The sequence below is a fragment of the Actinomyces sp. ICM58 genome (genome assembly GCF_000283035.1).
Classification (GTDB): domain Bacteria; phylum Actinomycetota; class Actinomycetes; order Actinomycetales; family Actinomycetaceae; genus Pauljensenia.
The window spans coordinates 1-14359 of sequence record NZ_ALIY01000067.1 but is presented as its reverse complement, the minus strand read 5'-3'; the positions used below and the strand labels follow the sequence as shown (position 1 = coordinate 14359).

Annotated in this window: 11 protein-coding genes and 1 pseudogene; 9 read left to right on the top strand and 3 right to left on the bottom strand. The window is 65.2% G+C overall.

What is annotated here, in order from left to right; genetic code table 11:
• From HMPREF1138_RS10620 to HMPREF1138_RS03405, 6 genes and pseudogenes are all read left to right on the top strand, one after another.
• Positions 1 to 207 (top strand): annotated as a pseudogene (locus tag HMPREF1138_RS10620) (IS256 family transposase); the annotation flags it as partial.
• 669 nt (positions 208 to 876) lie between these two features.
• Positions 877 to 1923 carry an autoinducer 2 ABC transporter substrate-binding protein gene (locus tag HMPREF1138_RS03425; protein ID WP_009056556.1) on the top strand — a complete coding sequence of 349 codons (1047 nt, stop codon included), beginning with the start codon at positions 877 to 879 and terminating at the stop codon, positions 1921 to 1923.
• 166 nt (positions 1924 to 2089) lie between these two features.
• Positions 2090 to 3616: a sugar ABC transporter ATP-binding protein gene (locus HMPREF1138_RS03420; RefSeq protein ID WP_009056560.1), complete on the top strand. Its 1527-nt coding sequence runs from the start codon at positions 2090 to 2092 to the stop codon at positions 3614 to 3616.
• Positions 3616 to 4617, top strand: coding sequence for an ABC transporter permease (locus HMPREF1138_RS03415; RefSeq protein ID WP_009056565.1), 1002 nt, complete (start codon positions 3616 to 3618; stop codon positions 4615 to 4617). Before HMPREF1138_RS03420 ends, HMPREF1138_RS03415 begins: the two co-directional genes overlap by 1 nt.
• A gap of 9 nt (positions 4618 to 4626) precedes the next feature.
• Positions 4627 to 5673, top strand: a complete 1047-nt coding sequence (locus HMPREF1138_RS03410) for an ABC transporter permease (RefSeq protein ID WP_009056554.1) — start codon at positions 4627 to 4629, stop codon at positions 5671 to 5673.
• Entirely contained in the window at positions 5660 to 6223 is a 564-nt protein-coding gene (locus HMPREF1138_RS03405; RefSeq protein WP_009056547.1) for an RpiB/LacA/LacB family sugar-phosphate isomerase, read from the top strand. The genes HMPREF1138_RS03410 and HMPREF1138_RS03405 overlap by 14 nt, the downstream gene beginning before the upstream one ends.
• A 119-nt stretch (positions 6224 to 6342) precedes the next feature.
• Here the strand turns inward: HMPREF1138_RS03405 and HMPREF1138_RS03400 are convergent, their stop codons facing one another.
• From HMPREF1138_RS03400 to HMPREF1138_RS03390, 3 genes are all read right to left on the bottom strand, one after another.
• Entirely contained in the window at positions 6343 to 7341 is a 999-nt protein-coding gene (locus tag HMPREF1138_RS03400; protein WP_050981229.1) for a hypothetical protein, read from the bottom strand.
• A 561-nt stretch (positions 7342 to 7902) separates the two neighbouring features.
• Entirely contained in the window at positions 7903 to 8808 is a 906-nt protein-coding gene (locus tag HMPREF1138_RS03395) for an SDR family oxidoreductase (RefSeq protein ID WP_009056566.1), read from the bottom strand.
• Positions 8809 to 9132: 324 nt separating this feature from the next.
• Positions 9133 to 10737, bottom strand: a complete 1605-nt coding sequence (locus tag HMPREF1138_RS03390) for an MFS transporter (RefSeq protein WP_039936696.1) — start codon at positions 10735 to 10737, stop codon at positions 9133 to 9135.
• A gap of 149 nt (positions 10738 to 10886) precedes the next feature.
• Between HMPREF1138_RS03390 and HMPREF1138_RS03385 the strand changes: the two genes are divergently transcribed.
• The 3 genes from HMPREF1138_RS03385 to HMPREF1138_RS03375 all read left to right on the top strand — a co-directional run.
• On the top strand, positions 10887 to 11429 hold the full coding sequence (locus HMPREF1138_RS03385; protein WP_009056552.1) for a DUF4956 domain-containing protein: 543 nt from the start codon (positions 10887 to 10889) through the stop codon (positions 11427 to 11429).
• A gap of 102 nt (positions 11430 to 11531) precedes the next feature.
• Positions 11532 to 12353 carry a polyphosphate polymerase domain-containing protein gene (locus HMPREF1138_RS03380; protein ID WP_009056564.1) on the top strand — a complete coding sequence of 274 codons (822 nt, stop codon included), beginning with the start codon at positions 11532 to 11534 and terminating at the stop codon, positions 12351 to 12353.
• Positions 12354 to 12449: 96 nt separating this feature from the next.
• On the top strand, positions 12450 to 14359 hold a 1910-nt coding region (locus HMPREF1138_RS03375; protein WP_009056558.1), incomplete at its 3' end, for a carbohydrate-binding domain-containing protein.

The following is a 14359-nucleotide window of genomic DNA, read 5'->3' as shown; positions in this document are numbered from 1 at the left end:
GAAGAAGCCGCCGTCAAACTCTTATGGCTCGCCATCTGCAACATCGAAGACAAACGAGCCGCCCAGCGCCTCACAGACGCAGGAAAACCCCCCAACAAACGAACAGGACACACCCGCCTCATCCAAGGACACACCACCACCAACTGGAAACAAGCCCTCGCCCAACTCACCACCGCCTACCCCGACCGAATCACCCCCTACCTCTAACCCCCATACACAGAAAAATTGACAGGCTCCGATTTCGGGGGCAGGTGCATATGGCAAGGTAAAGAACCCAAGCGAACTCGAGGTGGATCGCCAGGAGCATCAAAGGGCAGCCTACATGGTGGCACGCCAAAGGGGGCTCAGTGAGCGAGAGTGGTACAAGGTCGTCGAAGCCACCAAGCAGAGCTAGACAATCGTAGCCGCGGAGGATGTGCACGCCCACGCCCTGCACATCCTCCCGCGTCAACGTGGTCGCCGCTCAGACGTGCACATATGACACGATTCACTGAACGGGTGTGCAGGGGGTTTACTCTGCGAGTGCTGGACCGCACTCACTGGATTCAGTTCATCTCAATTTGGTGAGGACTATGACGCCACACGTCTGACAAATCAGCCCACAACCAACCCACACGTGCCCCAAAAACCCGCCAAGGCCTCGTCCCACACGGACCCGAACAGTGAACGCCACCACCCCCTTGTCCTAGGATTGGGGCACGCCGACGCGCCCCCAAGGACGGGAACGCCCGGCACGCAGCAGCACCGCACAAGCGACACCGCGGGAGTGGCCAGCAAGGAAGCACAGCCACCCCACGCGTCGCCGCACCCCAGCGGAGCCGCCGCACGCACAACCACAACCCCAACACCGATGTTGACCACACCAGAGGAGTTCCGATGAAGTCCCGCCTCGCAGCAACAACGCTCGTCACCGTGTCCGCATGCGCCCTCGCACTCGGTGCCTGCACGATGGACGACGCCACCCAATCCGCATCCGGCACCAAGACCGGCGGCGGAGACGGCAACTACACTATCGCCGTCGTCCCCAAGGACGCCACCAACCCCTGGTTCGTCCGCATGGAAACCGGCGTGAACAAGTACGCCGCCGACACCGGCATGAACGTCTTCCAGAAGGGCCCCGCCGAAACCGACGCCACCATGCAGGCCCAAGTCATCCAAGACCTCATCGCCCAAGGCGTCGACGCCATCTGCGTCGTCCCCGTCGACCCCGGAGCCATCGAACCCGTCCTCAAGCAAGCCATGGACGCAGGCATCGTCGTCGTCACCCACGAAGGCGCCTCCCAGCAAAACACGATGTACGACATCGAAGCCTTCAACAACACGGAATACGGCGCGTTCATCATGGACAACCTCGCCGAAGCCATGGGTGAAGAAGGCGTCTACACCACCATGGTCGGCCACGTCACCAACGCCTCCCACAACGAATGGGCAGACGGCGCCGTCGCCCACCAGAAGGAGAAATACCCCAACATGACGCTGCTCGAAGCCGAGCCCCGCGTCGAATCCCAAGACAACGGTGAAACCGCCTACCAGACCGCCAAGGAAGTCCTCAAGAAGTACCCCGAAGTCAAGGGCATCCTCGGCACCTCCTCCTTCGACGCGCCCGGCACCGCCCGCGCCATCGACGAACTCGGCCTGAAAGGCAAGGTCTTCACCGCCGGCACCGGCATGCCCGCCGCCAACGCGCAAATCCTCAAAGACGGATCCGTGTCCACCCTGACCCTGTGGGATCCCGCGAACGCCGGCTACGCGATGGCCTCCTTGGCCACGAAGATCCTCAACGGTGAAAAGATCGAAGACGGCGTGAACCTGGGCGTCGAAGGCTACGAAAGCATGCACTTCTCGCCTGGCTCCACCAAGGTCCTCGAGGGCACCGGCTGGCTCAAGATCACCAAGGACAACGTCGACTCCCTCGGCTTCTGACCCGCAAATAGGAGACGACAACCCGGGCGCCACGGCCTCGTCACCCACTCCAACGACGAGGCCGTGGCCGGGCCACCCCGCGCGCGCACCCTCACGCCCCCTCGCGTCACGCGACCGCGCGTGAGGGTGGCCTCCGGGCGGCGGGATACGTCGGAAAGGACACCACATGGACACCCCAGTGCTGGCGGTACGACACGTCAGCAAATCCTTCGCAGGCGTGCGAGCCCTGGTCGACATCGACCTGGAGATCGCGCCCGGAGAAATCCACTGCCTGGCCGGAGAAAACGGGTCGGGCAAATCCACCCTCATCAAGGTGATCTCCGGGGTGCACACCCCCGAACACGGGACGGTCTCGATTGACGGTCGCGACTTCACGCGCCTGACGCCCGCCGCCGCCATCGACGCGGGCGTGCGCGTCATCTACCAGGATTTCTCGATCTTCCCGAACCTCTCCGTTATGGAGAACATCGCGCTGGGCAGCGAAGTGGCCGCCGGGCGTCGCCTGGTGAACCGTTCCCGCATGCGTGAGGTCGCGCGCGAGGCCGTAGCGAAGATCGGCTTCGACGTGGACCTCGACGAACTTGTCGGCAACCTATCCGTCGCCGACAAGCAGCTCGTCGCCATCAGCCGCGCCCTCATGGGCGACGCGAAGCTCATCATCATGGACGAACCCACGACCGCCCTCACCAAGAAAGAAGTGCGCGCCCTCTTCGACATCGTCGCCGACCTCCAATCGCGCGGCATCGCGATCCTCTTCGTCTCCCACAAGCTCGAAGAAGTCTTCGAAATCGCGGAGCGCTTCACGATCCTGCGCAGCGGTCACAAGGTCATCACCTGCCCGAAAGAAAAGCTCGACCGAGCCAGCTTCGCCCGCCACATGACGGGGCGCGACTTTGCGGAGGAACGCTACCAGCCCGGAGACATCGACGAGGCCCCGGTCCTCCAGGTGGAGGGAGCAACCGTGGGCGGCGCTTTCACCGACGCGTCACTGAGCGTGCGGCCCGGCGAAATCCTCGGCATCACCGGCCTGCTGGGCTCCGGACGCACCGAGCTCGCCATGTCCCTCTTCGGGATGCTACCCATCGACTCCGGGCGCATCCGCGTCAAAGGCCACGACGTCACCCTGCGCGGCGTGCGCGACGCGATCGAAGCCGGCATCGCCTACGTGCCCGAAGACCGCCTCACCGAAGGCCTCTTCCTATCCCGCTCGATCGGTGAAAACATCACGATCTCCGAAATGGAATCCTTCACCAAGGCCCTGGGATTCATCGACAAGAAAGCCATCCGCGCCGAAGAAAAGAAGTGGGTGAAGCGCCTCGACGTCGTCACCCCCGACCCCGCCAACGCCGTCAACACCCTGTCGGGCGGCAACCAGCAAAAGGTCGTGTTGGCCAAGTGGCTCGCCACCAAACCCTCCGTCCTCATCCTCAACGGACCCACCGTCGGCGTCGACATCGGCTCCAAATTCACGATCCACTCCATCCTGCGCGAACTCGCCTCCCAAGGCATGGGAGTCATCATCATCTCCGACGACATCGCCGAAGTACTCACCAACTGCTCGACAATCGCCATCATGCGCGCCGGACACCTGAGCGAGCCCATGAGCCCCGACAACCTCACCGAAGCCGAACTGACACGGCTCCTGTCCGAGGACCACGCCCCGGCCTCGTCCACCGAAGGGGGAGAAAACTAATGCCCCGACTCATCACGAAAGCCTTGCGCGCCAACGAATTCTGGGTGTTCCTGGTCATCGCTGCGCTCACCCTCGTCATCCAGGCGCGCTCCGGACAGTTCTACACGGCCAACAACCTCGTCGACCTGGCCGGCGCGATGGTGGTTCCCGGCCTCTTCGCCGTCGCCGCCCACCTGGTCCTCGTCTCAGGAGGCATCGACGTGTCCTTCCCGGCGCTGGCCTCCCTCGCGGTCTACATGACCACGAAGATGCTCGTCGACAACGGATGGAACGGGCCCGTCATCGTGCCGTTCCTGATCGCCGCCGCCCTCGGAGCCATCCTGGGCGCCTTCAACGGCATCTTCACCTCCCGGCTGACCGTCCCCACGCTGATCATCACCCTGGGCACCGCCAACGTCTTCAACGGCGTCATGCAAGGCGCACTCAAATCCGTGCAGATCAACACGATCCCCGAATCCATGCGCGCCTTCGGATTGTCATCCCTGTTCGTCGCCCGCAACGAAAGCTCCGGCCTGCAATCCTCCATGCCCGTGTCCTTCCTGATCCTCGTCGCGGTCGTCGCGGTCGCCTTCTTCATCACCCGGTACACGATGTTCGGGCGCGCCCTCTTCGCCATCGGCGGCGACGAAAGCGCAGCCGCCCGCGTCGGCTTCAAGGTGCGCGCCACCAAGTTCTGGCTCTACGTCCTCGTCGGAGTCATCGCCGCCCTGGCCGGCATGGTCCGCACCTGCTCCATGGGACAGATGCACCCCACCAACCTGCTCGGCATGGAAATGATGGTCATCGCGGCCGTCGTCCTGGGCGGCACCGCCATCACCGGCGGCAAGGGCTCCCTCACCGGCGTCATGCTCGGCACGCTGCTCATCGTCATCGTCCAAAACTCCATGATCCTCATGGGAATCCCGACGTTCTGGCAGGGCTTCGCCCTGGGCCTGCTCATCATCGTGGGAACCGGCGTCTCCGCGCTCCAGGTCATGCGCGCCCGCCGCAACGCACACTAGGAGGACCACATGTCAACGCTTCTCGCATCCCCGCGCCTCGCTTTCCTCAAAAAGGACAGCTACATGACGCGCCTTGTCATCGTCTTCGTCCTCCTGCTCATCTTCTTCGCCGCCGCGCGCCCCGGCCCCTTCTTCGCCGTGCGCACCTGGCAGTCGATGGCCGTCCAATTCCCCGAATTCGGCCTCATGAGCCTGGGCGTCATGTTCACGATGTTCACCGCCGGCATCGACCTGTCCGTCGTCGCCATCGCGAACGTCACCTCTATCTGCGCCGCCCTCACGCTGCGCGCCACCCTCGCCGAGGCCGTCACCCCCTCGTCCTTGGCCATGGCCGTCCTCATCGCGCTGGGCGTCGCCCTGGTGGTCGGGGTCGTGTGCGGGCTCATCAACGGCATCCTCGTCGCGGTCCTGAAGATCCCGCCCATCCTCGCGACCCTGGGTACCCTCGAACTCTTCGGCGGCGTCGCCCTCATCCTCACCGAAGGAAAACCCGTCTCCGGAGTCCCCACAGCGTTCGGGATGATCTTCACGGCGAAGGTGGCCGGCCTCGTCCCCGTGCCCCTCGTCGTCTTCCTCGTGTGCGCGGCCGTCGCCGGCGCCATCGTCGCCTTCACGGGCTTTGGGACCACGATCCTCATGCTCGGCACCAACGACACTGCGGCGCGCTTCTCGGGCCTGAAAGTCACCAGCCTCCTGATTCGCACCTACGTGCTCTCCGGCGTCATGGCCGCCATGGCCGGCATCGTCATGCTCGCGAACTACAACTCCGCGAAAGCCGACTACGGCGCCTCCTACACGCTGCTTACCGTCCTCATCGTCGTCCTCGGCGGCGTCAACCCCAACGGCGGCTCCGGGCGCCTGGGCGGCGTCCTCCTGTCCATTCTCATGCTCCAGGTCCTCTCCTCCGGCCTGAACATGTTCCCCAACATCTCCAACTTCTACAGGCCCCTCATCTGGGGCGGCGTCCTGCTGCTCGTCATCTGCATGAACGAGGGCCTCTTCTCCTTCCCCAAACTGCGCAAACTCCTGAAAGGACGCTCCCATGCTGACAGTTAAAGACAAGCACGTCGTCGTCGGCGCCGACTTCGCCGGGTTCCCCCTCAAGGAAGCCGTCAAAGCCCACCTCGAGGAACGCGGCTGGACCGTCACCGACCTGACGCCCGATGCCGACACCGCGCCCATGTACCACCGCGTCGGCTTCGCGCTCGGCGCCCAAATCGCCGAAGGCACCTTCGAGCGTGCCCTCGCCTTCTGCGGCACCGGCATGGGCATCCACATCGCCGCCTCCAAGGTCCCTCACGTGCACGCCGCCGTGTGTGAATCCGTGCCCGCCGCGCGGCGCTGCGCCGCCGCCAACAACGCAAACCTGCTCGCCATGGGCGCCTTCTACGTCGCCCCGCGCACCGCGATGGCCATGGCGGACGCCTTCCTCGAGTCCTCCCTCGGGTCCGGGTACGAGGCCTGGGACGGCTTCTACGAGTACCACCGCATCGGGTACGACGAATGCGACAACTTCGACTACGAGGCCTACAAGGCCAACGGCTTCGAGGTCGTCAACCCGGGGTTTGCTGTCTTGGCGGAGCAGCCGAAGGGGTTGGCGTACTGAGGTGATGCCGTGACAGAGGTGGGGGCTACCGGGAGCCCCCACCCCTGTGTGAATGGGCTGTCACTCGTGACCTGGGTGAGAACTCAGGCAATGCCGAGGCTGGAGGATCGGCCACGTCCTTACTCGTGTGATTGTTTTTCGAGAGCGTTGAACCAGGCTGTGAAGAGACGCATCGCCGTATCTGCAAGGTCATCGATCTCGGAGATTGGTTTGGAGTGTGCTCGGACGCCGAGGGACCAGTTGATGTATCCCTGGGCGAGCCAGGGAGCATCCGCCAGGTACTTCATCGTGAGATCTTTGCGGAGCGGCCCGAGAGGTCGTGGCGAGGTGCCAGGCTTATTGGTCTTAAGGTCGAACGTGCTGGGATCCCCCTCCAACACGGTCTCATAGAGCACTAGAGCGTTTGTTACCCACGATGGTACGTCGTTTGAATCCAAGGGTGGATAGCACTTGTCAGTTTCCTCAACGTAGGTTCCAGCGTAATATTCGAGGCGCACATCGCTGAAGACTGCTGGCATCTTCCGGCCGGTCACCTGAATCTGTCCGCAAAGCCAATCACCGTTAGGGAGCTCTGGGGATTCGATAGTGATTCCCGGCATCGCTGAATCCCCGCGATTGACTTCGAGGTACCACCCGTCTGGGATCGTCAGCTTCTTCAGCGTCTTGCGCAGCACCCGCTCCACCTGGACTTTCGACGCGGGGAGGGACTCGACGTCTGACAGTAGAACGCGAGCGTCGGGGAACTCGGGGAGTATTTCTGCCCAGGTGAGAACGCGCGCGACCTGATCCTGGTGTTCCGTAGCATCATCAGCGTCGAGGAGAAGGAGCATGAGGTAATCGGCGACTTTCGATTCTCTCTCTAGTTGATCCTCACTGATCTCGTGGTCAATCTTGGCTTCGATGGCAATGGTTTTGTGCTCGAACTCCAGAAGAATGTCCACGCGCTGATCTCTTTCGCACCCTACATCGGTCAGTTCGCCGAGCTTCACGCCCAACAGAGACGAGAAGTAGCGCTCAGTTACTTTCGGATCGTGGCGGAATTCTGCGGCCAACGCTCGCGTGAGTTGGGGCTCCGATGTGTAGAGTGCGCTGAACTTCTGTTTTGGTGTCGCTTCCATATGTTGAGGACTCTCTCGTGGCGGGCGGGGAACGAGACCCATGATGATGACTATCCTGCTGTGTCTGTCACCCCTTTGTAGCTTGACAATATTGAACTCTACACGGTGTTGGAGCTGTAAGCGTCTTGACAGGTTGTTTGTCTGTTTTGAGGTCGACAAGGGCCTGGTGCGGCAAGTGTGCCCACAAGACGAAACTCTGGCCTCGTCGATTGGGGGTAACCGTTCCTCCCCGAAAATTCGCATGCAATTCCCGTGGACCAGTTTTGTATGCGCCTCAAAAACATTGGAATTGCAACGGTCTGATTTCAAAGTTTGAATAACGTGGCGGGGAATTACGTGCGACATTTGTGGGCAACCGTGCGGGCGAGCCACGCTCACCACCTCACTTGTGCACCGGCGGGCTGCTTCCAAAGGGTGCAGAAAGGCTCGGTGTTCATGATCCGACGCTACCAGGAGTGTGACGGAGGCAGCAAGCATGAGCGCATGAAGCGACCCCGGCCTCGTCGAAACGAACGGCGCGTCACGACGAGGCCGGGGCCCAGCAAGCCTTTACCGCGACAGTCAGCGGCCCGACGCGAGCGCCAGCCGGGCGACCTCCTCGAACGTGAGCGGGTCGCGGCCCGTCACGTCGCGCACGGTCGTGGACACGACGTCCATCTCGCCGCGGGCGATCGACGTGTAGGTCGACACCCACGAGTCGTACTCCCACTGGGCGGCCGGCCACTTCTTGCGCGACTCGTAAGCCTCCTCAACGGTTTCGCGCACGTAAGTGACGGGGCGCCCCCACACGCGGGTGAGGATTGCGGCGATCTCGTCGAGGGTCAGGGCTTCGGGGCCCGTCACGTCGAGGGTCTGATTCTCATAGCGCCCCGGATCGGCCAGGATCCCCGCGGCCACGGCCCCCGCGTCCTCGCGCGCGACCACGCCGACTCGCCCGTCGCCCGCAGGCCCAAGGATGCGGCCCTCCTCGTCCGGCAGCTCCACGAAAAAGTCCGCGTAGAAGTTATCGCGCAAGAACGTGTACGTCATACCCGACGCCTTGATGCGCTCCTCCGTGTGGAAGTGCGTGCGCGCCAGCGTGAACGTCGCGTCCGGCGCCGCGTTCATGAACGACAAGTACACGATGTGGCGCACCCCGGAGGCGGCCGCCGCGTCGACGAACGCGAGGTGCTTGTCCAGGCGGTCCTCGCTCTCGGGCGCGGACACCATGAAGAGAATGTCGACGCCGCTGAGCGCCTCGCGCGAGGCCGGGGTGTCCTCGTACGAGCACTGGACGGCGTGCGTGCCGGGCAGCTTGGGCGCGCGCGACGGCGTGTTCGCGAGCAGGCGCAGCGGCAGGCCGCGCTCGGAGAGGAGCCGGGCGACCACGCCGCCGACGTTCCCGGACGCGCCGGTGACCGCGAGGGGCGCGGACGAGGCCTGGGCCGGCTCGTTCGTGCGGGCTCGGGGCGTGGGGGTCTTCGTCATGCGACTAGTATGCCGCTGCCAGTGTTGTCTATGCGCACGCCACACGCGGTTTGAGCCGCGAGCCGGGATTGTCGGAGGGGCGGGCGCCGGGTCCGGGGAGACCCCTGGATGCGGGGAGACAGCCCGGTGGCACCGCGTTCGCTGGCGCGTACTCTCCTCCGAAAACTCGCACGTAATTTATCTTGGTCAGTTTTTGATATGCCCTGAAAACGTTGGAATTGCAACGGTCAGATTTCAAAGTTTGAATAACGGGGAGGGGAATTACGTGCGACATTTGTGGGGAACCATGCGGGTGACGATTTTGGGGCCCACGCAGGGAAGCGGCTACACCCCGTAGCGCCGCGAGAAGTCGTGCTCGAACTGTTCGAGGGAGACGCCTCGTGTCTCGGGCACGATGAACAGGTAGAAGCACAGGGCAACGACGTTGATGACGCCGAAAGTCAGATAGGTCCACGTGGCGCCCAAGTGGCCGATCATGATGGGGAAGAGCCACGTGACGATGGCGTTCATGATCCAGCCGCAGCCCACGGCGAAGCCCTGGGCGACGCCGCGGATGCGCGCGGGGAAGATCTCGGAAACCAGCACCCAGTTGACGGTGCCGGACTGCTTGGCGAACACGAACAGGGACACGAGGACGAGGACCAGCCACGGCAAATAAGAAGGAATGTCGGGCGAAATGCTCCCGTCGGCCAGCGTGTAGGGGCCGATGCCGAGCCCGAAGATAAGAGCGAGGGCGAACAGGGAAATGGTAACGCCCGTCTCCTGGTAGATGCCGACGTGGCGTCGAGCAAGCCGGGACACGAGATACAGGCCGAAGGCGGCGCCCACGCACGCGACAGCCCCCGTGATGACGTTGAGGGTGATCGAATCGGCGGAGCTGAAGCCGGCGGCCGCCAGGATCTTCGGCAGGTAGTACATGGCGGTGTTGATGCCCGTCAGCTGGTCGAAACACGCCAGGCCGATGCCGATGAACAGGAGCCTCCGGGTCCACGCAACCGACGCGGTGCGCCGCAGCGTCCAATGACCCTGGCTGGCCTCGGTGGCGTGCAGTGCGACGATCTCGCTGATCTCGGCGGCCACGTCGTCGCGGTGGGGGTCACGGATGCGCTTGAGGGCGCCCACGGCCTCGTAATAGCGAGCTTTCGACGCGTACCAGCGGCCCGACTCGGGCATGAGGCGCATCCCGACCCACAGGAGCACAGCGGGGATCGTGGCGAGCACCAGCATCCACCGCCACGCGGACCCGTCGCCCGCGGTGACGACGGCGGTCGCGACGCGGGAGGCCTCGTCCCACGAGTACCACTGCCCGGGCGTGAGCGTGCCCGACGGGTCGGCGCTCACGAGGACGCGCGGCCCGCCGTGCGCGTGGGAGAGCGCCGCATTCATCGAGTAGGCGAGGAGCTGGCCGAACACGATCATGAACTGGTCGAGGGCCACCAGGGCGCCGCGCATGCGCGTGGGCGCGGACTCCGACAGGTAGATCGGCACGGTCGCCGAGGCACCGCCGACCGCCAGGCCGAGAACGAAACGGAACAGGTACAGCACCCAGATGTTCGGTGCGATGGTGCACCCGATCGTGCCGACGATGAACACGACGGCGAGCAGCAGGATGTTGTGCCGCCGCCCGTTGCGGTCCGACAGGCGCCCGGCGCCGATCGCCCCGATCGCGGCGCCGATGGCGAGGATGCCGCCGACCAGGCCCTCCTCGAACTCGTTGATCCCGAGCCCGCCGGCCACGCTCGGCATGTACATGTACGGCAGGGCGCCCGCGATGACGCCCGTGTCGTAGCCGAAGAGGAGCGATCCGAAGGTCGCGATGGCGGCGAGGAGTTTCACGGAGCGCGCCGGGCCCGAGGCCGGGGTCTCCTCCGTGAGTACGCGCAATTCTCGGTCGGTGGGGGCTCCGATCGCCCCAGGTCGCCTGCTCATAGGTCCATTGTGCGTCAGTCAGCGCCGTTGCGCCCGAGTGTCTGACATTCAGGATTTTCCCAGGAAAGTCATAAGGCACGAATGAGGTGTTCATAGGTTGTTCATAGGGTCGCGTGGGGAAATAGGTGCATCGACAAAAGGAGACACCAATGACCGCCCTGATTCTGATCGCCATTGACCTGCTCGCCATGGCCGCCCTCGTGTTCGGCCTGTACTTCCCTCGGCACCGCCGCGCCGACCTAGTCGCAGCTTTCCTCGGTGTGAATGTCGGCGTCCTCGCCGTCACGATCATCCTCGCGAACTCGACCGTGAGCGCGGGCCTGGGCCTGGGTCTCTTCGGTGTCCTCTCGATCATCCGCCTGAGGTCTGATCAGATCTCGCAGACGGAGATCGCCTACTACTTCGCGTCACTGGCCCTCGGCCTCCTGACGGGCATGTCGTCGGCGGTGACCCCGCTCCTGGGCGGCCTGATCGCTCTGATCCTCGTGGCCCTGGCCTTCGGTGACTCGAAGCTGGTCTTCGGCCGCTACACCTCGCAGACCGTCCAGCTGGACCGCGCGATCGCCGACCCCGCCGAGCTGAAGGCCACCCTTGAGCAGCGCCTCGGCGCGTCCGTCGCGTCGGTCAGCGTCGTCAAGCTTGACCTCGTGAACGACCTGACTCTCGTGGACGTTCGCTCGAAGGTCGCCTGACCCGCCGGCCCGCCCCGGCCTCGCCCCCGGCCCTGGCCCTGGCCCTGACAGCAGACTCGGCCTCGCCGCCCAGCCGCCCAACCACACGACAGGACATGACTCATGAACGCCACCCTGAACGCGACTCTCGCCGACCTCGAGACGATTGGTCTCGACGAACTGAATGAGCGCGCCGCGATGCTGACCCGCGTGGACCGCAAGTACGCGCTGGACGCGGCCACGGCCTCGTCGGTCCTGAGCCGCCTCCCCGAGGAAACCCGGGTCCTCCAGATCGCCGGCCAGGTGTCCCAGGGCTACGCCTCCACCTACTACGACACCCCCGACATGGATTCGTACCTGCTGACCGCGCTCAAGCGCCGCCGCCGCTTCAAGGTCCGCGCCCGCACCTACCTGTCCACCGGCGCCTCCTTCCTGGAGGTCAAGACCCGCGGCCCGCGCGGCGTGACGGTTAAGAAGCGCATGTCGATCTCCTGGGACGAGGCCGGGGCGCCTCTCGCGGGCGAGCGCCGTTCGTGGGTCGCGGGCAAGGTTGAGCACACGGGCTACGCGCACCTGGTCCCGGCCCTGGAGCCGATCCTGGCCGGATCCTACGAGCGCAACACACTGCTCCTGCCCGACGGAGCGGGCCGCGCGACGGTGGACACGGGCTTGACGTGGCGCTCGCTGCGCACGGACGGCACCGAGGTCGCACGCCCCGACCTGGTCATCATCGAAACGAAGTCGGGTGCGACCCCGTCCGTCGTCGACCACCTCCTGTGGGAGGGCGGCGTGCGACCCGTCAAGATTTCCAAGTACGGGACCGCGATGGCCGCCATGCACCACCTGCCCGCGAACAAGTGGCACCGCACGCTGGACCGGTACTTTCCCGAATACGTGGAGGCCCCCGAGCTCGCGCGCGAGGCGCCCCTCGCGATGGCCGCCTGAGCGACGTCATACCGGCGCGCAGTCGTTGAAATCGCGCGACACGTAAGCGCTGAGCATAAGAAACATAAGCCTTAATTGCATGAAAGAGACATACACATGAAAGCCCTGAAGAAGATCATGACCCCCGCCCGGACGATCGGTGCGATCGCCCTCGTCGGAACGTTGGCGCTGGGAGCCTGCGGGGCCTCGGGCGCTGCGTCCTCCGGTGGTGGCGCGACGAGCGCAACCACTGCCGTCGCGGCCGCCGGAACCAACGGCGACACGACCGCGCCGCCCACCGCGGCCGACGCCCTGGCCTCGAACGCGAAGGCCTCCTACGTGAAGGACAGCGACTGGAAGGCCTCGGATGCCGTCGACGTGACGCTCAGCGGCACGACCGCCTCCTCCTCGTCCGACGCCGTGAGCGTGAGCGATGGCGTGTTGACCATCTCCAAGGCCGGCGTCTACAAGCTCAGCGGCTCCTTCACCGGCAAGCTTGTCGTGGCCGCGGGAGCTGAGGACCGGGTCGTCCTGATTCTCGACAACGCGACCATCACCTCCTCGACGGGCGCCGCGATCGAGGCGACCAGCGGCGACGACCTCGTCCTGTCCCTCGAAGGCACATCGACGATCACCGACGGCACCTACACGGGGACCGAGGATGCGAACGCCGCGATCTACGCCGACATGGACCTGACGATCACCGGGTCGGGCACGTTCAACGTGACCTCCGGCGCGTCGGACGCGATCACCTCCAAGGACGACCTGTACGTCCTGAGCGGCACGATCAACGCGACCGCCTCGGATGACGGCCTGCGCGGCAAGGACTCCCTGACTGTTGCGGGCGGCACCGTCACCGTGAACTCCGGCGGTGACGCCCTCAAGTCCGACCAGGACAACGACGACACTAAGGGCTACGTGTCCATTGTGGACGGCACCGTCACCCTGACCTCGGGCGGCGACGGCATCGACGCGTCCACCGACGCGATCGTCACCGGAGGCACCGTGTCGATCACCTCGGGCGGCGGCGCCTCGGCCGGCAAGCCCTCCACGGGCTCGACCAAGGGCATCAAGGCGCAGACCTACATCATCGTCGACGGCGGAGTGACCACCATCGACGCCGGGGATGACGCCATCCACTCCAATGGCGCCCTGCGCTTGAGCTCCGGCACGATCACCGCCGCCTCCGGCGACGATGGCGTGCACACCGAGGTTGCGGCCGTCCTGGACGGCGCGAGCGTGACCGTCACGCAGTCGAACGAGGCCCTCGAGGGTGGCCTCATCACGATCTCCGACGGCACGGTCGACCTGACGTCGAGCGACGACGGCATCAACGCCTCGGGCTCGATCACGGTCGAGGCCGGCCTGGCCGCCGTGGCCGAGTCCAGCTCCGATTCGGCGGCCTCTGACACCGCTACGACCACCGACACCGCCACGACCTCCGACACCGCCACGACCTCCGACCCGATGGCCCCCGGCGGCGTGGGGCCCGGAGGCCCGGGCGGCGGCATGGGTGACGGCGGCGGCACCATGGAGGACACCGGCGAGCAGCTCACCATTAGCGGGGGTGCCGTGACCGTCAACGCGAACGGCGACGGCCTCGACTCCAACGGCGCGCTGACCATCAGCGGCGGTACGACGACCGTCTACGGCCCGGCCTCCGGCGCGAACGGCGCCCTGGATTCCAACGGCGCCATGAGCATCACGGGTGGCACGGTCATCGCCTTCGCGACGAGCGAGATGGTGGAGACGCCGACCACGACCGACGGCCAGGGCTGGATCTCGGCGTCTGCGACCGGCTCCGCCGGATCGACCGTGACGATCACGGACGCCTCTGGCTCCGTCATGGGTACCTACACCTCGCCCAAGGCCTTCGGTAACGTCATCTACTCGACTTCCGGCATGACCAACGGCTCCACCTACACGGTGAGCGTCGACGGCACATCCACCGAGGCGACCGCCGGCCAAGGCGGCATGGGGATGGGCCCCGGCGGACAGGGCGGTCAGCCCCCGGCGGGCGGCCCGGG